Raw genomic sequence first — 19,146 nt, forward strand, 5'->3', positions numbered from 1 at the left:
GACCGGGGCGCGGTGGACCGGGCCCGCCGGCTCAAGCCGAGCATCCCGGTGGTCGGCGAGGACGGCATCGAGCTGCACGACGAACTGGTCCTGGAACTGCCCCTCACCGCCGACGGACCGGTCCCGGAACCGCCCCTCACCGCCGACGGACGGGTCCCCGCCGGCCGCCCGGTCCACGGTCGGCAGGCCGTCGCCGGCCCGCCCGCCGGTACGGCCCGCGCCCCGTGGATCTCGCTGACAACCGACTACGGCCTCGCTGACGGATTCGTCGCCGCCTGCCACGGGGTGATCGCGCGGCTGGCGCCGGAGGCCCGGGTCGTCGACGTGACCCACCTCGTCCCGCCGGCCGACGTACGCCGGGGCGCGGCGGTGCTCGCGCAGACCGTGCCGCACCTGCCGCAGGGGGTGCACGTGGCCGTCGTCGACCCGGGCGTGGGCACCACCCGGCGGGGCGTCGCGCTGGCCACGCCCCGCGGGCTGCTGGTGGGGCCGGACAACGGCCTGCTGGTGGAGGCCGCCGAGGCGCTGGGCGGGGTGACCGCAGCCGTCGAGCTGACCGACCCGGAGTGGCTCGCGCCCGAGGTGTCCCGCACGTTCCACGGCCGGGACGTCTTCGCGCCGGTCGCCGCGCGGCTGGCGCTCGGCGCACCGCTGTCCGGGGTCGGCCCGGCGGTCGACCCGGAGTCCCTGGTCCGGCTGCCGGCGCCGGTGCTCCGGCGGGAGGCGGACGGGTTCACGGCCGAGGTGCTGACCGTCGACCACTTCGGCAACGTCCAACTGGCCGCGCCGGCCGACCTGCTGGCGCCGCTGCCGGTCCGGGTCCGGGTGCGACCGGGCGCGGGTGCCGGGCCCGACCGGGAGGCCGTGCACGGGCGTACCTTCGGCGACGCCGGGCCGGACGGGCTGCTGGTGCACGCCGACTCCGCAGGCCTGGTCGCCGTGGCGGTCAACGGCGGCCGGGCGGTGGACCTGCTGGCGGTGGCGCCGGGCGACCTGCTGCGGGTCGCGGCCGGTTGAGCACGCGGAGCGCCGCCTGGCCGGGCCGGGCGGCGGAGCGCGCCGCCGTCCGACCGACCGGGCCCTGGTCGGGCCGGCCCGGTCGCCGTGCCGGGCCGGCGGACTGCTCCGTCCTGCCCGGCGGGCGTACGCGGGCGGTGGTCAGCAGAGCGGCACGGTGCCGCCGTAGACCGCCGAGACGTACGCGTGGCTGACGTACTGGCCGCTGGCAACGCGGTTCCACCGGTTGGAGGTCCCGTACGGCCCGGCGACGCTCTGCCCGGTCACGTAGCACTCGATCGGCACGTTCGCGTGCCGGGCGGCGAGGCCGCGCACCGCGTAACCCGTGCCGGCGCCGGCACGGATGTTGAGCGGACCACCGCCGACCACCCCCCGGGGGCCACTGCCGGTCCACAGGTACGCCACGTCGACCCAGGCGTTGGTGGTGAGCTGGAGCCCGTCCCAGAACGTGCCGTCGGCCAGGTCGATGCCGGCCGGGCTCAGCACCGTCCGGCCGAACTGGTCCCGCCCGCCGTTGTAGCCGGACTGGTAGGCCGCCTGTGCCTGCGGCAGGCCCTGCGGCAGGTCCTTCCACTCCTCCCGCACGTCGCTGGGGTTCCAGTAGTCGTTCCGGGTGTTCCACGGGCCGACGTCCCAGACTGGGGCGTACTCGCACCGGCTGCCGGTGGTGGTGCAGACCCGGACGGTGTAGTCGCCAGTGTTCCGCGGGGACAGGCCGCGGAACGACGGCAGCGCGACGAAGTGGTCCCGGGAAACGATCGTGTGCCCGTTGGCGGTCACTCCGCCGACCAGCCCGATCCGGGTGGCGTACACCCGGTAGGTGAGGCCGGGCGTGGCGGCGGAGGCGGCGGAGTCGACGGCGGTAGCGGCGGCCGGTGCGGGGGTCAGGGTGGGCAGGAGCGCGAGGGCGAGGGCGAGGATGCTGGTCAGGGCGGTGGTACGGGCACGACGTTGAGACAGAGTCATGGCGCTCTCCTGACAACTTTTCGATGACGCTCTATTTATAGATTGACAAAAAACTTCATACAACCAGCGACGCATGCGAATTTCCTTCGAACGAGGAAGGATGGAGAGGAAGGATGGACGGGTGCCCGAAGGCGACACCGTCTGGAACACCGCCCGCGTACTGCACCGTGCCCTGGCCGGCGCCCGCCTGACCGGCAGCGACTTCCGGGTGCCGCAGCTCGCCGCGACCGACCTCGCCGGCTGGACGGTGCGGGAGTCGGCCAGCCGGGGCAAGCACCTGCTGCTGCGGCTCACCGCCCCACCGCACGCCACGCCACCGCCCGACACCCCGGTCACACCGCAGGCCGGCGCGGCCTCGGCGCAGGGCGGTACAGCCTCGGCGCAGGGCGGCACGGCCCCGGTGCAGGGCGGCGGTGCGGCCGGGGACGCGGCACCGGGAGACGACGGCGGGGCGCGCTGGACGCTGCACTCGCACCTGCGGATGGACGGCGCCTGGCGGGCGTACGCGCCCGGGGAGCGCTGGACGGCCCGGCCGGCGCACCTGATCCGGGTCGTGCTGCGCAGCGCGCGGGCGGTCGCCGTCGGCTACCACCTGCACGAGCTGACGCTGGTGCCGACCGCCGAGGAGGAGTCGCTCGTCGGGCACCTCGGCCCCGACCTGCTCGGCACGGACTGGGACCCGGCGGAGGCGGTGCGCCGGTTGGCCGCCGACCCGGACGTCACCATCTCCGAGGCGCTGCTGGACCAGCGCAACCTGGCCGGCGTCGGCAACCTCTACAAGTGCGAGGTGCTCTTCCTGCGCGGCGTCTCGCCGTGGACCCCGGTGCGCGCGGTGCCGGACCTCGCCGGGACCGTCGCCCTCGCGCAGAAGCTGCTCGCGGCGAACCGGGGCCGCTGGACGCAGAGCACCACCGGTTCGCTGCGCCGGGGGCAGACCAGCTACGTCTACGGCCGGCGCGCCCAGCCCTGCCGGCGGTGCGGCACCGCCATCCGCAAGGAGGAACTGGGCGAGCGGGTCACCTACTGGTGCCCGGTCTGCCAGCCGGAGCGTCCCGCCGACTGACGCGGCCGGGCCGGTGCGACACGCGCGTGTCCTGCGTCGCGCACGGCGGGTAGCCACCCGCAGCCACCCGGTCGGCGTGTCGGGCGGGACACTCCGCCGGCAGGGCGGCGAGTCGCGTCCTTGCCACAGATACGGACGATTGGGTACTTCCTAACATCGCCGTCGAGGTCGCATGCTGCGGTTGACTCCTCACGCATCGTCAGCGACGCGCGACCGGTCCGCCACGCCGACGTGGTGGCCGCAGCGCCCGGACACCGGGGAGAGCCATGGAGCTGTTCCGCAGACTCCGGATCCCGTGGGCGGAGCGGGCGAGCGCCCGCGCCGAGCACGACGCCGACGGAACCGGGGCGGGGCCCGTACCGGCGGCCCGGCGCGCGGCGGAGCCGGTCGCCGCGCCGGCCAGCCTCGACCCGGCCGCCGTGCCCCGCTACTTCGGCCCGCTGCCGAACCAGGCCCGCAGCCCGCTGCCGGTGGTCGACGGCGACGGCCGCGTGGTGCCCGGCACCGGCATCCGCAAGTTCGTCGACGCGCTGCCCCGCCCCGGCGCGCTCGGCCGCACCGAGCTCGGCGCCCACCTGCCGGTGGCGGTGCCGGACACCGTCAGCTATCCGGGCTGCGACTACTACGAGATCGGCCTGGAGCAGTACGCGCAGCGGCTGCACCGGGACCTGCCGGCGACCCGGCTGCGCGGCTACCGGCAGCTCAACCTCGGCACGGACGCCCACGGGCACAACACGGTCGCGCCGGCGGGACGCCCCTGGCACCTCGGCCCGCTCATCCTGGCCCGGCGCGGCCGGCCGGTCCGGGTCAAGTTCATCAACCAGCTCCCCACCGGCCGCTCCGGCGAGCTCTTCCTGCCGGTCGACCCGACCGTCGACGGCGCCGGGGCCGGCCCGCTCGACGGCCCGGCACCCTACCCGCAGAACCGGGCGGTGCTGCGGCTGGCGGGCGCGCACACCGGCTGGACCAGCGCTGGCAACCCCTGGCAGTGGGTGACGCCGGCCGGCGAGATCACCCCCTACCCGACGGGGCCCGGCCTGACCCACGTGCCCGACATGCCGCCGCCCGGCGCGGGCGCCACCACGCTCTACTACCCGAATGAGCAGAGCGGGCGGCTGTGCTGGTTCCACGACAACACCGTCGGCCTGGCCCGGCTCACCGTCTACTCCGGGCAGGTCGCCCTCTACCTGCTCACCGATCCCGCCGAGGAGCGGCTCGTCGCCGACGAGGTGCTCCCCGCCGACCAGTTGCCCCTGGTGATCGAGGACAAGACGTTCGTGCCGGAGGACGCCCAGCTCGCCGGGGAGGACCCGACGTGGGACCGGGACCGCTGGGGCTCCCGGGGCAGCCTCTGGCACCCGCACGTCTACCAGCCCCGGCAGAACCCGCACCGGGCCGACGGGACCAACCCGACCGGCCGGTGGGACTACGGCCCGTGGTCGCGTACGGGCGACGACGTCGGGCAGCGGGAGCACGGCGGTACGCGGCACCGGGCGGACCCCGTGCCGAACCCGCACCACGACCCCGTCGCCGACCCTGACGAGCCGCCGCTCGCGCCCGGCGTCCCGCACCCGTCGGCGGTGCCGGACGCGTTCGGCGACACCGTGCTGGTCAACGGGATCGCGTACCCGTACCTGGAGGTCGAGCCGAGGACGTACCGGTTCCGGATCCTCAACGCCTGCCTGGACCGCGGCCTGAACCTCCAGCTCTACCGGGCCCGCTCCGACGGCCCGATGTGGGACCCGGACGGCGGGCTGGCCGACGCCGGCGCCGGCGAGGTGCCGATGGTGGAGGCGGTACGCGCGCCGGAGCGGCCCGCCGGCTGGCCGACGGACGGGCGCGACGGCGGGGTGCCGGACCCGCGCGCCGCCGGCCCGGAGCTCGTCCAGATCGGCAACGAGTGCGGCCTGCTGCCCGCGCCGGTGGTGGTGCCGAACCGGCCGGTGAGCTACCGGTACGACCGGCGCGACCCGACCGTGCTCAACGTCGACGCGCACGCGCTGCTGCTCGCCCCGGGCGAGGCGGCCGACGTGCTCGTCGACTTCTCCACCGTCGCGCCCGGCGGCACGCTGATCCTCTACAACGACTGCCCTGCCCCGCTGCCCGGCTTCGACCCGCGCGCCGACCACTTCACCGGCGCCCCGGACCGCAGCGCCGAGGGCGGCGCGCCGCCGGCCCGCCCCGGGTACGGGCCGAACACCCGCACCCTGCTCCAGTTCCGGGTCGTCGGCACCCCGGCGCCGCCGTACGACCTGGCGCGGCTGCGCGAGCGCCTGCCCGAGGCGTACGCGGCCAGCCAGCGCCCGCCGATCGTGCCGCAGCCGGCGTACGACGTGGCGTTCGGCACCCGGACCGCGCGCGACACGGTGGTCCCGGTGCACGCCGCGACGGTCAGCTTCGTCCCGGCCGGCGCCGCCGCCCCGGTGCTCCTGCCGCTGGAGGTCAAGGCGGTGCAGCAGGTCTTCGAACCGGACCACGGCCGGCTCGTCGGCCGGCTCGGCGTCGGGCACCCGCACGCCGGGCCGCTCTCCCCCACCGTCCTGCCGCTCGGGCCGACCGACCCGGCCACGGAGGTGTTGCACGTCAGCGATCCGGCCGTCGCGGTGGGCGGGCCCGGCGACGGCACCCAGCTCTGGCGGATCCGCGGCAACAGCCGGCAGACCCAGCCGGTGCGGTTCACCGGCTGCGACGTGCAGCTGGTCGGCCGGGTCGGCTGGGACGGCGCCACCCGTCCGCCGCACCCGGCGGAGCGGGGCTGGAAGCAGGTCGTCCGGGTCGACCCGCGCGAGGACGTGATCGTCGCGCTCCGGCCGGTCGCGCCGCCCCTGCCGTTCAAGATCGGCGACAGCGTACGGCTGCTCGACCCGCTCCGGCCGGCGGGCGCCCGGACCGGCTCGACCCCGGTCAGCCCGGTCGACGGTCGCCCCGCGGTCGTGGTGAACCAGCTCGTCAACCTCGGTTGGGAGTACCACTGGCACAGCCAGCTCGGCGGCCACCGGGACCAGGGCATGATCCGGCCGCTGGTGCTGCGGGTCTCGCCCCGGGCACCGACCGGGCTGACCGCGACCCCCGCCCCCGGCTCGGCCACCGCGCTGCCCGCGATCGCGCTGACCTGGACGGGCAACGGGAGCCGGCCACCGGCCACCAGCCACCTGCTCCAGCGGGCCACCGACGCCGCCTTCACGGAGGGCCTCACGGCGATCACCGTGGCGGCCACGGCGACCCGCTACACCGACGCCAGCGTCACGCCCGGGGTGACCTACCACTACCGGATCCGGGCGGAGAACGCGGTGAGCTGCTCCACGTGGTCCAACAGCGTGCCGGCCTCGGTGCACCTCGCCGCGCCGGCCGGGCTGACCGCGGCGATCCCGCCGGCCGCGCCGCTGCGGATCGCGCTGCGCTGGACCAACCGCTCCTTCGCCACCGGGATCGACGTGCAGCGGGCCACCAACCCGACGTTCAGCAGCGGCCCGGGCACCACAGCGATCGGCGTCGGCGACAACCATCTCGACATCGCCGTCGCCCCCGACACCACGTACTACTACCGGGTGCGGACCACCTATCTCGGCGCCGCGTCGGCCTGGTCGACGGTGGCCCGGGCGACCACCCCGCCGGCGCCGGGCCCGCCCACGGGGGTGACCGCCACCGCGACGGCACCCGGGCCGGACACGGCGACGGTGATCCTCGCCTGGGCGGCGAGCACGCCGGCGGCACCGGGCGCGGGGTTCATCGTGCAGCGGGCGCTGGACCCGGCGTTCGGCCTGGAGGTGGCGACCTTCACCGTCACGGGCCGGGGCTTCACCAACACCGGGCTGGCGCGCGGCGTCACCTACCACTACCGGATCCGGTCGTTCAACGTCGTCGGCAGCTCCCCGTTCACCGGCCCGGTGCCGGTAACTACACCCCCCTGACCTCGCCCCCCGCCCCCGCGCCCGGGCCCGGGCCGATCATGCAGTTATGGTGGGGTGCAAAACGCCCGAACGGGCGCCGAACCGGCACCACAACTGCATGATCGACCGCGCGGGAGGGAGGGGGCCGGGGCGGGGCGGGGCGGGGAGGGTCAGGGGGTGCGGAGGGGGGCGCCGACGCCGCGGAGTTCGGTCAGGGCCGTGGCCACGCCGTGCAGCAGGTCGGTCGCCTCGGTGAGCCGGGAGGCGGCCGGGTGCGCGGCGTCGGGGTGGGCTTCCCCGGCGACGTAGCCGGCGGCGGCCACGACGAGCCGCTCGTACGCGGTGACGCCCTGCTCCAGCTGCGCGCTCAGGGCCCGGTGCGCCTCGGCCAGCGCCGGCCGGGACTCGGCCGGGGCGAGCCGCAGCGTGCGCTCGACGCTGGCCACCCGGTCGGCGAGGTCCCGCAGCGACCGGTCGGCCTCGGCGGCCTCGAGCACGGCCGGCGAGGCGAGCCCCGTGAGCCGGCCGGTCATCCCGGCGAGGGTCAGGGCGGCCCGGTCCAGCCGGGCCCACGGCTCGGCGGCGCTGGTGCCGCGCAGCGCCACCCGGGAGCGCACCCGGCGGACCTCGGCCAGCACGCCGGGGCCGACGGGGAGCCGTTCCACGGCGGCGACCAGCCTGGCACGGGACCGGGCGGCGGCCTCGGCCGGGTCGAGCGCCGGTGGTGCCGGCCGGGCGGCCAGCGCCCGCAGGTCGACCCAGCGCCAGGCGGCGAGCACCAGCGCGCCGCCCGCCCCGGCCGCCCAGGCCGCGTCGGGCAGCCCCAGCCCGGCGTACGGGGTCAGCACGGCGGCGGCGCCGCCCAGGCCGCCGGCCGTGACGCTCCACCGGCGCGCGGACCGCCGCAACCGGCTCAGGCGCCGGAAGTACCGCGTGCGCTCGTCTGCCACCTCTGCCTCCTCGACCCGGCCGCTCAGCCGGCGGCGGTGGTGTCTCCGGTGCCACGTTCCCGGCCCATGCTGGCCCGGATCTCGTTCAGCCGGGCGGCGGCCGCCGGGTCGGCGGCCGGTGCGGCGGGCTGGGCCTGCTCCACACCCGGTCGTTCCTGCTTGCCGCCGAGCTGCTCGCCGGCCATGCTCGACCGGATCTGCTCCAGCCGGGAGGAGCCGGCCGCGTCCAGGGTCGACTTCTGGATCTCCAGCATGCGGCCCTCGACGGAGTTGCCGGCCAGCTCGGCGCGGCCCATCGCCGTGGCGTACCGCTGCTCGATGCGGTCGCGCACCTCGTCGAGCGAGGGCGTGTTGGCGGGGGCGGTCAGCGACGACATCGACTCCAGCGAGCGGGCCACGCTCTCCTGCATCTTGGCCTGCTCCAGCTGGCTGAGCAGCTTGGTGCGCTCGGCGAGCTTCTGCTGGAGGATCATCGAGTTGTTCTCGACCGCCCGGCGGGCCTGGGCGGCGGCGCCGAGCGCCTGGTCGTGCAGGGTCTTGAGGTCCTCCGTGGCCTGCTCGGCCGAGACCAGCTGGGTGGCCAGGGTCTGCGCGGACTGCTCGTAGCGACCGGCCTCGGTCTCGTCGCCCCGGGCGCGGGCCTGGTCGGCGAGGACCAGTGCCTGGCGGGCGTTGGCCTGCAACCGCTCGACCTCGGTCATCTGACGGGACAGCTTCATCTCCAGCTGCCGCTGGTTGCCGATCACGGCTGCGGCCTGCTGGACCAGCGCCTGGTGCTGGCGCTGGGCCTCCTCGATGGCCTGCTGGATCTGCACCTTCGGATCGGCGTGCTCGTCGATCCTGGCGCCGAAGAGCGCCATCAGGTACTTCCACCCCTTGACGAACGGGTTCGCCATCTTTGCGTTGTCCCCTCAGTAGCGTCGCTCCGCCTGGACCGCGCCGGGTGCTCCCGGCCGGCTCCGGCGCGGCAGTGGCTCCATCGTCCCAGCCGGACGCCACCGGGGCATCCGTACCGGCGAGCGAAGCGAGCGCCGACGCCGTCCGCGATCAAGGGTACGCGGCGGCGTCGAGGCCGACCACGTGGCGAGGGAGAGGGGTGGATCAGGCGGCGCAGACCACGTCGCGCTCGCTGCCCCGGACCCGGGAGCTGCGCAGGGTGGCCTTGAGCGGGGAGTCCTGGCGGACCTGCACGGCGACCGCGCCGTCCGAGCTGACCTGGTGGACGCCCCGACCCGTGCTCCTGCGCACGGCGACGGGCGCGGCCGGCTCGTCCTGCACCGGCACCAGCACGCCGGGCATCTGTTCGGCGAGGGCGACGGTGTCGCTGACCTCACGCAGCAGCTCGGACAGGCGCGCACCGAGGGCGTCGCAGATCGCGGCCAGCAGCTCGCTGGAGGGCTCCTTCTGGCCGCGTTCGATCTCGGAGAGGTAGCCGAGGCTGACGTTGGCGGCGGAGGAGACCTCGCGCAGGGTGCGGTGCTGCCCCTGCCGGCGCGCCCGCAGTGCGTCACCGATCACGCGGCGTAGCAGGACCATTCGCACCTCCCCCTGAGGGACACCACTCTTCCAGGCGGCCCGTCCGGCACGTCGAGCCGGACCGGTCGTCGGAGCCTTCCCGCAACCGTACCCGTTGCGGGCCCCCACGACATCCCACCCCGCCCCTCGGATCCTCAGAAGGCCGTCAGCGGCGACCCGCGCCGGCCGCGTCGGTCCGTCCGCCGTCGGCCCCGGCCGCCCGGCCGTCGGATGCGGCCGCCCCGGCGGCGTCGGTCTCGTGGATCCGCGCGGCGAGCAGCCGCAACGCCTCGACGACCGCGGCCGAGCGGACGTGGTCGCGACCGCCGTCCAGGTCGAGCTGCCGGACCTCGGCGCCGGACGGCCCGGCCACGGCGACGTAGACCAGCCCGACCGGCTTGCCGTCCTGCGGTTCGGGACCGGCCACCCCGGTGGTGGCCAGGCCCCAGTCGGCCCCGCAGCGGCGCCGGCCGCCCTCCGCGAGGGCGACCGCCACGTCCGGGTCGACCGGCCCCCGGTCGGCCAGCAGGTCCTCCGGCACGTCGGCGAGCAGCGACTTGAGCTCGGTGGCGTAGACCACCAGGCCGCCCCGGTAGATGCCGCTCACCCCGGCGATCTCCACGATCGAGGCGGCCAGCAGGCCGCCCGTGAGCGACTCGACGGTGGCCAGGGTCTCGCGCCGTTCCGAGAGGCTGTGCACCACGCCGGCCGCCGGGCTTCCGGCCGGCCGCGTTCCGGCAGCGTCACTGTCCATGTCCCGGATCCTTTCCCCGCCCCGTCGGCCCTACTCATCCTTCCCGACGGGCGCGGCTCCGGGCGGGAGAGGGGCGGGGCCGGGCGGGAGAGGACGGACGGTACGGGCACCGGGTCAGGCAGCCGGGCGGCGCAGCCGGAGGGCCTGCGCGACGTAGTCGAAGCCGGTGACCACCGTGACGCCGACCGCGGCGGCCATGATCCACGGGCCGACGGCGGCGAGCACGGCCGGCATGGGCCACAGGTACCACGTGATGGCCAGGATCTGGAGCGCAGTCTTGATCTTGCCGCCCCGGCTGGCCGCGATCACGCCGTGGCGGATCACCCAGAAGCGCAGCGCGGTGATGCCCAGCTCGCGGACGAGGATCACGGCGGTCACCCACCAGGGCAGCTGGTCGTACCAGGAGAGCAGCAGCAGCGCCGCACCGGTGAGCGCCTTGTCGGCGATCGGGTCGGCGACCTTGCCCACCGAGGTGACCAGGGCGAACCGGCGGGCGATCCAGCCGTCCACGAGGTCGGTCGCCGAGGCGACGGCGAAGATCAGGCAGGCGACCATCCGCCAGCCGGCGTGGTCCATGGCGGAGGCGACCACGGACGCCGCGAAGACCGGCACCAGGACCAGCCGCAGCGCGGTGAGCGCGTTGGCCGCGTTCATCACCGGTACGCCGGCCACCACCGGCGCGGGCGTCGATTCCGTCGCCCCGGTCATCGCCGCGCCCCGCTCCGGCGGCCGTGGCGTACCTGGCACCCCACCACGTCGCTCCCCCGCTCCGTCCGGGCCCGCCGTCACCGTGTTGCGCCGGGCGCCGCCGAGATCATCTCATCCGGGACCGCCACCAGGTCCACTCCCTCGGTGCTGGTCACCGTCGCCCGCACCAGGTCACCCGGGCGCAGCGCGGCCAGGTCCACCCCGCCGTCGGCCGGGGCGACGAGGGTGGTCGAGCCGTCGACCTCGGGGGCCTGGTGGGCCGCCCGCCCCTCGACCACGCCGTCGTCGACCGAGTCGACAAGCACCTCGACCGTGGAGCCCAGGCGCTCCTCGGCGCGCTGCGAGCAGAGCTCGTCGGCGAGCGCGCTGAGCTTGTCGTAGCGACGCTTGACCGTGGCGGCGGAGACCTTGCCGGACAGTCCGGCGGCCTCGGTGCCGTCCTCGTCGCTGTAGTCGAACACCCCGATCGCATCGAGCCGCGCCTCGGTCAGGAACCGGACCAGCTCCTGGTAGTCGCCGCGGGTCTCGCCCGGGAAGCCGACGATGAAGTTGCTCCGCGCGCCCGCGTCCGGGGCCAGCGCGCGGGCGCTCGCCAGCAGCTCCAGGAACCGCTCGGTGGAGCCGAAACGGCGCATCCGGCGCAGCACCGGCTCGCTGGAGTGCTGGAACGACAGGTCGAAGTAGGGCGCCACGCCGGGCGTGGTGGCGATCGCCTCGACCAGGCCGGGCCGGGTCTCGGCCGGCTGGAGGTAGCTCGCCCGCACCCGGACGATGCCGTCGATCGCGGCGAGCTGGGGCAGCAGCTTCTCCAGCGCCCGGGGGTCGCCCAGGTCCTTGCCGTAGGAGGTGGAGTTCTCGCTGACCAGCACCAGCTCGCGGACGCCGGTCTTGGCCAGCCACTCCGCCTCGGCGAGCAGCTCGTCCGGCGTACGGGAGACGAAGGCGCCGCGGAAGGCGGGGATGGCGCAGAACGCGCAGCGCCGGTCGCAGCCGCTGGCCAGCTTGAGCGAGGCGACCGGGCCGGTGTCGAGCCGGTGGCGCAGCACCTGGCGCAGGTGGGCCGGGGTGTGCTCGTCGGTCTCGGTGACACCCCGGACCGGGGTGCCGTGGCCGGGCAGCGACACCCCGCTGTCCCGCCGGGAGACGGGGGTGAGGGGCAGCAGCTCGCGCCGGTCGCGCGGGGTGTGCGCGCCGATCCGCTCGCCGGCCACCACCGCGTCCAGCCGGGCGGCGATGTCCGGGTAGTCGTCGAAGCTCAGCACCGCCTGCGCCTCGGGGAGGCTGTCGGCCAGCTCGCGGCCGTACCGCTCGGCCATGCAGCCGGCGGCGACCACCTTGGCGCCGGTGTCGGCGGCGGCCAGCAGGGTCTGGATGGAGTCCTGCTTCGCCTTCTCCACGAAGCCGCACGTGTTCACGACCACCACGTCGGCGCCCTCGCCGTCGGTGGTGACCTGCCAGCCGTCGGCGTGCAGCCGGGCGGCCAGCTCCTCCGAGTCGACCTCGTTGCGGGCACAGCCCAGGGTCAGCAGGGCGACACGGCGGCCGTCGGCGGGGGAAGGGGAGGTGGCAGACACCATCCGAGGGTACCGGGCGGTCGGGCGGCGGCCGCCAACGGCGGGCCGCCCGCACGCTCCCGGCGGCCACGGCCCGCTCAGACCGCCGCCGCGCCCACCCCGACCAGCCGGTCGAGCAGGAAGACCTCCGTGCCGGCCAGGCCGGTCGAGCAGAAGACCGAGACCTGGTCCGCGCCGGTCCGGCCGGGATCGGCGCCGGCCAGCACCGCGCCCAGGTCGCGCAACCGCCCGGCGTACGCGGGCAGCGTCGCCAGCATCGGCGGGTCGTACGCGGCCGCCTGCGCCGGCGAGTCGGTGACCAGCAGGTCGGCGGCGTCCAGCAGGTCGGTGCCGAACTCGTGCCGGTCGACCTGCTTGAAGCCGACCGTGTTGACGTGGGTGCCGGGGGCCAGGTCGGCGGCGTCGAGCACGGGGCCGACGGCGGTGGTGGCGAGCACCACGACGTCGCGGTTCCGGACGGCGGCCCGCGCCGAGTCCACCGCCCGCGCCGGCACGCCCAGCTCGGCGCGGATCCGGGCGGCGAACGACTCCCGCCGGGCGACGGAGCGGCTGTGCACGGTGACCTCGCGCAGCGGGCGGACGGCGGCGGCGGCCCAGACCTGGGTCCACGCCTGCCCGCCGGAGCCGATCACGCCCAGGGTGGCGGCGTCCGGCCGGGCCAGGGCGTCCACGGCGACCCCGCCGAGCCCGCCGGTACGCCGGGAGCCCAGCTCCTCGCCGACCGCCACCGCCCGGACCGCCCCGGTGCGCCCGTCGTGCAGCACGACCACCTGCTCGCTCTCCGGGTGCCCGAACGTGTCGTACGAGCGGTAGCCGTACCACTCTCCGGTGAGGTGGCCGGCGGTGAGCACCATCCGTCCCCCGCCCAGCGGCGCGGCGGCCCGGGGCGGGGCCACCAGGCGGCCGGCGTACGCGGCGAGCAGGGCGTCCCGCATCGCGGCGACCGTGGTGGGGGCGTCCAGCGCGGCGGCGACCTCGGGATCGGAGAAGAGCAGCGGCATACCCCGATACTGCAAGTTGAAGCGAGGTTCACGTCAACCCGTGGTGGCCCGGCTCACCCCGGAGGCCGCCCGGCCGGTGCTACCGTCGGTCGTGGCGGCCCCAGGTCGCCCCGGACGAGTGGTGGGCGTACCCGGTCAGGCCAAGACGCCCCGCGTGTGTGTACCGAACCCACTCCTCCCGGCCCGCTGGTCCGGGCGCCTACGCAGAGGTGATCTTCCATGGCCTGGATCGTGCTGGTGATCTCCGGACTTCTCGAGACCGCGTGGGCGATCGCCCTCGACCGCAGCGCCGGCTTCACCCGACTCGTCCCGTCGCTGGCCTTCGTGGTGACCCTGGTGCTCAGCATGGCCGGCCTGGCGTACGCGCTGCGCGAGATCCCGGTCGGCACCGGCTACGTCGTCTGGGTCGGCATCGGGGCGGTCGGCACCGCCCTGGTCGGGATGCTCGCGCTGAACGAGCCGGCCAGCCTGCCCCGGATAGCCTGCCTGCTGCTGGTGGTCGCCGGCGTCGTCGGCCTGAAGGTCTTCCACTGACCGGCGTCCACAGGGGCGAGGCGTGACGGACGACCACAGTGGGTAGAGCTGTGCCTGGCACCGGAAAGGCTCTCATCCACGGAGGCAGACATGGCCAACATGCACTCGACCGCCCGCCCGCGCACCAACGCCGCCCGCATCTGCACCATCGTGGGCTTCGTGTTCGCGGTCCTCGCGCTCCTGCTCAACCCGCTCATCTTCGGCGTGATCGGGCTGGTCCTGGGCATCGTCGGCGCCGTGCTCGGTGACAAGCCGCTCGGCTGGTACGCCGCCGCCGCCAACGTGGCCGCCATCGTGATCAGCCTGCTGATCATCAACGCGCTCGTCAACAACTGACCCACCGCTCCCCCGGCGGAGACCGGGCCCGCCGGCGTGCCGGCGGGCCCGTCGCGTGTGCGCCCTGTCGGGCGGTTGCCCGGCTCAGCCCCGCCGGTGACGACCGTGAACGCCCCCGGCGCCCTCAGCGGTCGCCCGGTCCTAGTCCTCGCCGCCGCGCAGGCCGACCAGGACCTCCTCCAGCTCGTCCGGCTTGACCAGCACGTCCCGGGCCTTGGACCCCTCCGACGGGCCGACCACGCCCCGGGTCTCCATGAGGTCCATCAGCCGCCCCGCCTTGGCGAAGCCGACCCGCAGCTTGCGCTGGAGCATCGAGGTCGAGCCGAACTGCGAGGTGACCACCAGCTCGACCGCCTGCACCAGCAGGTCGAGGTCGTCGCCGATCTCCTCGTCGATCTTCTTCTTGCCGGCGTCCGGCGCGACGAGCACGTCCGGGCGGAACTCCGGCTCGCGCTGGTCCTTGCAGAACTTCACCACGTCGGCGATCTCGCGCTCGGTCACCCAGGCGCCCTGGATCCGGATCGGCTTCGAGGCGCCCATCGGCAGGAACAGGCCGTCACCGCGGCCCAGCAGCTTCTCCGCGCCCGGCTGGTCGAGGATGACCCGCGAGTCGGCCAGCGAGGAGGTGGCGAACGCCAGGCGGGACGGCACGTTGGCCTTGATCAGGCCGGTGACCACGTCGACCGACGGGCGTTGGGTGGCCAGCACCAGGTGGATGCCGGCCGCGCGGGCGAGCTGGGTGATCCGGACGACCGAGTCCTCCACGTCGCGCGGGGCGACCATCATCAGGTCGGCCAGCTCGTCCACGATCACCAGCAGGTACGGGTACGGGCGCATCTCCCGCTCGCTGCCCGGCGGCGCCTTGATCTCGCCGTTGCGCACCTTGCGGTTGAAGTCGTCGATGTGCCGGACCCCGTTGGCGGCGAGGTCGTCGTAGCGCATGTCCATCTCGCGGACGACCCACTCCAGCGAGTCGGCCGCCTTCTTCGCGTTTGTCACGATCGGGGTGACCAGGTGCGGGATGCCCTCGTAGCCCGTCATCTCGACCCGCTTCGGGTCGATCAGCAGCAGCCGCACCTCGTCCGGCGTGGCCCGGGTGAGGATGGACACCAGCAGCGAGTTCAGGCAGGACGACTTGCCCGCGCCCGTCGCGCCGGCGATCAGGATGTGCGGCATCTTGGCGAGGTTGGCCACCACGTAGCCGCCCTCGATGTCCTTGCCCAGCGCCACCACCATCGGGTGGTGGTCACTGGTGGCGGCCCGCGACCGCAGCACGTCGCCGAGCGCCACGTTCTCCGGGTCGGTGTTCGGGATCTCCACCCCGACCGCGCTCTTGCCCGGGATCGGGCTGAGGATCCGCACGTCCGGTGACTTCACCGCGTACGCGATGTTGCGGGAGAGCTGCGTGATCCGCTCGACCTTGACGCCCGGGCCCAGCTCCACCTCGTAGCGGGTGACGGTCGGCCCGCGGGTGAACCCGGTGACGGCCGCGTCCACACCGAACTGCTCGAAGACGCCGGTGAGCGCGACGATCACCTCGTCGTTGGCCTTGCTCCGGGACTTCGGGGCCGCGCCGCTGCCGAGGATGTTCGCCGGCGGCAGCGTGTAGTCGCCCGCCAGCCCGGTCAGCGCGAGCTGCTCGGCCCGCGTCGGGGCGGGCGAGTGCTCCGGCGGCTCCGCCGGCCTGCGGGTGGCCGGAACCCGGCCCGGGGGCTTGCGGGGCAGCACCAGGGTCTCCTGGAGGTCCACCCCGTCGAGGTCGTCGTCGAACTCCGCCGGGTCGGGCGGCGGCGGGGCCGCCCGCTTCGCCGCGCGCTTGCGGGGCGCCGGCCGGGCGGGCTCCTCGTCCGTCTCCTCCTCCACCACCGGCGGGGCGATCCGGGTGCCGAACAGCAGGCCGAGCCGCTCCGGGACCTTGTTGATCGGGGTCGCGGTGACCACCAGCAGGCCGAAGACCAGCAGCAGGATCAGCAGCGGCACGGCGACCCAGGCGGTGACCGCCCGCTCCATCAGGCTGCCGACGCCGGCGCCGACCAGGCCGCCGGCGAAGTCGCGCTGGCCCGCGTCGGCCGGGTCCTGTCCGATGTGCAGCATCGCGGCGGTGGCGACCAGCATCGAGGTCCAGCCGACCAGGCCCCGGCCGCGGTGCTCGGGATCGACGGGCTCGCGCATCAACCGCCAGGCGCCGATCATCAGCAGCACCGGCACCACGACCGAGATCGCCCCGAGGAAGAGGCGGAAGGTGTCGGCCAGCCGCGCGCCGACCGGGCCGGCGCCGGAGAACCAGAGGGCCACCGCGCTGAGCAGGGCGAGGCCGAAGACCAGCAGGCCCGCGCCGTCGCGGCGCTGCTCCGGGTCGAGCCCCCGGGCCGAGCCGGCCTGCCGGAACGCCCAGCCGAGGCCGTGCGCCATCCCCATCCACAGTGTGCGGACCGCCTGCCCGACGATCAGCCCCGGGCCGGACCGGACCGCCGGCCGCCGCCGGGCCGCCGCGCGGGCGGTCTTCTTCGCCGGCTGACGGGCACGACTGTTCGTGGTGCCACGCGGCGACGCGCCGCGCCGCCGGCTCGCCTGAGAGGTACGGCCCGCCATAGCATCAACCTAATGGCGTGACCCGGCAGATCGCCGCCTTTCCGGGTCGTGTCCGCGTGTCGCAGCGCGGGCCCCGCCGCGTCACGTGATATCTGCCTCAGAAGGGTTGCCCCCATGTCGTCGCCGGGAACCGAGGACGGTCGGGACGGCCACCTGGCCGGGCACCCGGGGGCGCTGGAACCGCTGACCGGCGAGCTGATCGCCGCCGTGCTGCACAGCCGGGGATACCGGGTCCAGGCCGACGCCGACGGTGACCTGGTCGGCCGCTGGGACGACAGCCTGATCTGGTTCCTGCGCCCCGGCGCCAACGGGGAGCTGCTCCAGGTCCGCACCCTGACCGCGCCGGCGTTCCCCATCGAGTACGTGCCGGCGCTGCACGCCTTCTGCAACGCGTGGAACCACGACCGGCTCTGGCCGAAGGCCTTCGTGCACGTCGAGGACGACGGGCGGGCCCGGATCTGCGGCGAGGTCATCACCGACCTGGAACGCGGCGTCACCGCGCACCAGCTCGACCAGCTGCTCGACTGCGGCATCGCCACCGGCTGCCAGCTCGCCACCGAGGTGGCCCGGCTGCCCGGCGGGGTGGTGGCGTGACGGGCCGCGGCGGTGACCTGGCCGGTCGCGGCCTCGACCCGTTCGGGCTGCCCGGCTGGTGGAGCGGGCTGCGGCGCGGGGGCCGGGGGTCCGACCCCGCGCTGGCCGAAGCGCTCGCCGACGCCCGCGACACCCCCGACGGCGAGGCCCGCAGCACCGAGCTGGAACGCATCGCCGCGCACGCCGACGCCACGGGCGACGACCGGACGGCGCTGGCAGCCAGGTTCGCGCTCATCGAGGCGTACCTCCTGCACGGGCAGCGGTGGCGGCTGGTCGAGCCGGTGCGCCGCTGCCTCGCTACGGTGGAGCGCCGCCCCGACCTGCTGGCGGCGGACCAGGCCGAGCCGCTGCGGCGCTACCGGCGGTACGCGGTCGAGGCCCTGCTCGGCTCGCCCCGGGTCGGGCTGGACCAGGCCCGGGCCATGCTGGACGACCTCGCCGCACGCGCCGCCGACGACCCGGCGGTGGTCGCCGAGCTGCGCTGCCGCATCGCCGACCACCTCGGCGACGAGCCCACCGCCCGGCAGTGGTACGACCGCTGGTCGACGGCCGATCCGGGGCCGGTCGGCGGCTGCCCGGACTGCGCGGCGGCCCGACGGGCGGAACTGCTCGCCGGCTGGGGCGACCACCGGGCCGCGCTGGCCGCCCTGCCGGACTCCCCGCACGGCGGCGGCGACTGCACCGAGCAGCCGGAGCGGACGCTGGTCGCCGGGCTGCTGTCGTGGCTGCGGACCGGCCAGCCGGAGCAGGCGGCCGAGGCGCACGTGCGGGCGTACCGGCGGCACCGGCAGGAGCAGGCCGCCTTCCCGCTGCTCGCGACGCACCTGCGGTGGTGCGCGCTGGCCGGGCACCCCGCCCGGGGCGTCGACGTCCTCGCCGAGCAACTGCCCCGGCTGGACCGGCCGCACGACGACCTGTCCGCGATGGAGTTCGCCGCCGCCGGTGCGCTGGTCTGCGCCCTCGCCGTGGAGGCGGGGCTCGGCGGGCGGACGGTGCACCGCCCGGCGTACGGGGTGCGGCCGGCCGCCGAGCTCGACGTGGCCACGCTGGGTGCCACCCTGCTCGGGGTGGCCACCGCGCTGGCCGGCAGCTTCGACGCCCGCAACGGCACCGGCCACCAGTCCGGCCGGATCGCGTCCTGGCTGGCCGAACGGCCGGCCGCCGCACCGGTGCCCCTGCCGCCCGACGACGACGCGGACGACGACGCCGACGACCCGCCCGACGACGTCCTGCCGGACGAGGAGCCACGCCCGCTGAGCCTGGCGATGATCACCGCCGAGCTGGACCGGCGCGGGGACCGGTACGCGGTGGACGACCGTGGCGCCGTCACGGGCCGGTGGGGCGAGGCGCTGATCCAGTTCCGGCGCGCCGGCGAGCGGGGCGAGATCCTCCAGGCCCGGTCCGTGGCGAACCGCCGGCTGCCGGCCGACCGGCTCGCGGAGGCGTACGCCTTCTGCAACGCCTGGAACCACGACCGCCTGCTGCCGAAGGCGTACGTGCACGAGCGGGAGGGCGAGCTGCTGCTGGCCGGTCACGTCGCCACCGACCTGGCGCACGGGGTGGCCCCGGCCCAGCTCACGGTCCTGCTCGACGCGGCCGTGGACACCAGCGTCGCGTACGCCGAGGCGGTAGCCGCCCTGCCCTGACCCTGT

At 75.6% G+C, this 19,146-nt stretch carries 16 protein-coding genes and 1 riboswitch; of the genes, 7 read left to right on the forward strand and 9 right to left on the reverse strand.

Annotated features, from left to right (window positions below):
- The first annotated feature begins 228 nt into the window (after positions 1–228).
- Positions 229–1,017, forward strand: coding sequence for an SAM-dependent chlorinase/fluorinase (locus tag AB0B83_RS06935; protein ID WP_357577423.1), 789 nt, complete (start codon positions 229–231; stop codon positions 1,015–1,017).
- A gap of 141 nt (positions 1,018–1,158) precedes the next feature.
- On the opposite strand, the gene AB0B83_RS06940 is transcribed toward AB0B83_RS06935, so the two are convergent.
- A complete protein-coding gene (locus tag AB0B83_RS06940) occupies positions 1,159–1,983 on the reverse strand; it encodes a hypothetical protein (protein ID WP_357577365.1) in 825 nt (274 codons plus the stop codon).
- A 121-nt stretch (positions 1,984–2,104) separates the two neighbouring features.
- On the opposite strand from AB0B83_RS06940, the gene AB0B83_RS06945 reads away from it, so the two are divergent.
- Together AB0B83_RS06945 and AB0B83_RS06950 are read left to right on the forward strand one after the other, a co-directional pair.
- Positions 2,105–3,046, forward strand: coding sequence for a zinc finger domain-containing protein (locus AB0B83_RS06945; RefSeq protein WP_357577366.1), 942 nt, complete (start codon positions 2,105–2,107; stop codon positions 3,044–3,046).
- A 266-nt stretch (positions 3,047–3,312) separates the two neighbouring features.
- Complete coding sequence (locus AB0B83_RS06950; protein ID WP_357577367.1) at positions 3,313–6,957, forward strand: hypothetical protein; 3,645 nt, start codon at positions 3,313–3,315, stop codon at positions 6,955–6,957.
- A 149-nt stretch (positions 6,958–7,106) separates the two neighbouring features.
- Here the strand turns inward: AB0B83_RS06950 and AB0B83_RS06955 are convergent, their stop codons facing one another.
- The 7 genes from AB0B83_RS06955 to AB0B83_RS06985 all read right to left on the reverse strand — a co-directional run bounded on the left by AB0B83_RS06955 (position 7,107) and on the right by AB0B83_RS06985 (position 13,438).
- Positions 7,107–7,886 (reverse strand): hypothetical protein, encoded by a 780-nt coding sequence (locus AB0B83_RS06955; RefSeq protein WP_357577368.1) that lies wholly within the window; start codon positions 7,884–7,886, stop codon positions 7,107–7,109.
- Positions 7,887–7,909: 23 nt separating this feature from the next.
- A complete protein-coding gene (locus AB0B83_RS06960) occupies positions 7,910–8,782 on the reverse strand; it encodes a PspA/IM30 family protein (protein ID WP_357577369.1) in 873 nt (290 codons plus the stop codon).
- Positions 8,783–8,987: 205 nt separating this feature from the next.
- A complete protein-coding gene (locus AB0B83_RS06965; protein ID WP_357577370.1) occupies positions 8,988–9,422 on the reverse strand; it encodes a helix-turn-helix transcriptional regulator in 435 nt (144 codons plus the stop codon).
- A gap of 145 nt (positions 9,423–9,567) precedes the next feature.
- Positions 9,568–10,155: a CinA family protein gene (locus AB0B83_RS06970; protein ID WP_357577371.1), complete on the reverse strand. Its 588-nt coding sequence runs from the start codon at positions 10,153–10,155 to the stop codon at positions 9,568–9,570.
- Positions 10,156–10,269: 114 nt separating this feature from the next.
- Complete coding sequence (gene pgsA, locus AB0B83_RS06975; RefSeq protein ID WP_207913946.1) at positions 10,270–10,863, reverse strand: CDP-diacylglycerol--glycerol-3-phosphate 3-phosphatidyltransferase; 594 nt, start codon at positions 10,861–10,863, stop codon at positions 10,270–10,272.
- Between the two features lie 77 nt (positions 10,864–10,940).
- Positions 10,941–12,440, reverse strand: coding sequence for a 30S ribosomal protein S12 methylthiotransferase RimO (rimO, locus tag AB0B83_RS06980; RefSeq protein WP_357577372.1), 1,500 nt, complete (start codon positions 12,438–12,440; stop codon positions 10,941–10,943).
- A gap of 74 nt (positions 12,441–12,514) precedes the next feature.
- Entirely contained in the window at positions 12,515–13,438 is a 924-nt protein-coding gene (locus AB0B83_RS06985) for an ornithine cyclodeaminase family protein (protein ID WP_357577373.1), read from the reverse strand.
- 89 nt (positions 13,439–13,527) lie between these two features.
- A riboswitch (guanidine-III (ykkC-III) riboswitch) is annotated at positions 13,528–13,593 on the forward strand.
- A gap of 64 nt (positions 13,594–13,657) precedes the next feature.
- Here AB0B83_RS06985 and AB0B83_RS06990 point away from each other — a divergent pair.
- Positions 13,658–13,972 (forward strand): SMR family transporter, encoded by a 315-nt coding sequence (locus AB0B83_RS06990; RefSeq protein ID WP_357577374.1) that lies wholly within the window; start codon positions 13,658–13,660, stop codon positions 13,970–13,972.
- Positions 13,973–14,062: 90 nt separating this feature from the next.
- Positions 14,063–14,308 carry a hypothetical protein gene (locus tag AB0B83_RS06995; RefSeq protein ID WP_357577375.1) on the forward strand — a complete coding sequence of 82 codons (246 nt, stop codon included), beginning with the start codon at positions 14,063–14,065 and terminating at the stop codon, positions 14,306–14,308.
- A gap of 141 nt (positions 14,309–14,449) precedes the next feature.
- On the opposite strand, the gene AB0B83_RS07000 is transcribed toward AB0B83_RS06995, so the two are convergent.
- Positions 14,450–16,900 carry a DNA translocase FtsK 4TM domain-containing protein gene (locus tag AB0B83_RS07000; protein ID WP_357577376.1) on the reverse strand — a complete coding sequence of 817 codons (2,451 nt, stop codon included), beginning with the start codon at positions 16,898–16,900 and terminating at the stop codon, positions 14,450–14,452.
- 114 nt (positions 16,901–17,014) lie between these two features.
- Between AB0B83_RS07000 and AB0B83_RS07005 the strand changes: the two genes are divergently transcribed.
- Together AB0B83_RS07005 and AB0B83_RS07010 are read left to right on the forward strand one after the other, a co-directional pair.
- On the forward strand, positions 17,015–17,494 hold the full coding sequence (locus tag AB0B83_RS07005) for a YbjN domain-containing protein (RefSeq protein WP_311414210.1): 480 nt from the start codon (positions 17,015–17,017) through the stop codon (positions 17,492–17,494).
- Positions 17,491–19,140 (forward strand): YbjN domain-containing protein, encoded by a 1,650-nt coding sequence (locus AB0B83_RS07010; RefSeq protein WP_357577377.1) that lies wholly within the window; start codon positions 17,491–17,493, stop codon positions 19,138–19,140. Before AB0B83_RS07005 ends, AB0B83_RS07010 begins: the two co-directional genes overlap by 4 nt.
- The last annotated feature ends 6 nt before the right edge of the window (positions 19,141–19,146 follow it).

Source organism: Micromonospora sp. NPDC049060 (assembly GCF_040649055.1).
Lineage (GTDB): Bacteria > Actinomycetota > Actinomycetes > Mycobacteriales > Micromonosporaceae > Micromonospora > Micromonospora reichwaldensis.

Bases quoted from the DNA above. Each gene is read 5' to 3' on its own strand.
- AB0B83_RS06960 (WP_357577369.1), bottom strand. From the start codon at position 8,782: ATGGCGAACCCGTTCGTCAAGGGGTGGAAGTACCTGATGGCGCTCTTC.
- AB0B83_RS06985 (WP_357577373.1), bottom strand. From the start codon at position 13,438: ATGCCGCTGCTCTTCTCCGATCCCGAGGTCGCCGCCGCGCTGGACGCC.
- AB0B83_RS06990 (WP_357577374.1), top strand. From the start codon at position 13,658: ATGGCCTGGATCGTGCTGGTGATCTCCGGACTTCTCGAGACCGCGTGG.
- AB0B83_RS06940 (WP_357577365.1), bottom strand. From the start codon at position 1,983: ATGACTCTGTCTCAACGTCGTGCCCGTACCACCGCCCTGACCAGCATC.
- AB0B83_RS07000 (WP_357577376.1), bottom strand. From the start codon at position 16,900: ATGGCGGGCCGTACCTCTCAGGCGAGCCGGCGGCGCGGCGCGTCGCCG.
- pgsA (WP_207913946.1), bottom strand. From the start codon at position 10,863: ATGACCGGGGCGACGGAATCGACGCCCGCGCCGGTGGTGGCCGGCGTA.
- AB0B83_RS06970 (WP_357577371.1), bottom strand. From the start codon at position 10,155: ATGGACAGTGACGCTGCCGGAACGCGGCCGGCCGGAAGCCCGGCGGCC.
- rimO (WP_357577372.1), bottom strand. From the start codon at position 12,440: ATGGTGTCTGCCACCTCCCCTTCCCCCGCCGACGGCCGCCGTGTCGCC.
- AB0B83_RS07005 (WP_311414210.1), top strand. From the start codon at position 17,015: ATGTCGTCGCCGGGAACCGAGGACGGTCGGGACGGCCACCTGGCCGGG.
- AB0B83_RS06965 (WP_357577370.1), bottom strand. From the start codon at position 9,422: ATGGTCCTGCTACGCCGCGTGATCGGTGACGCACTGCGGGCGCGCCGG.
- AB0B83_RS06950 (WP_357577367.1), top strand. From the start codon at position 3,313: ATGGAGCTGTTCCGCAGACTCCGGATCCCGTGGGCGGAGCGGGCGAGC.
- AB0B83_RS06995 (WP_357577375.1), top strand. From the start codon at position 14,063: ATGGCCAACATGCACTCGACCGCCCGCCCGCGCACCAACGCCGCCCGC.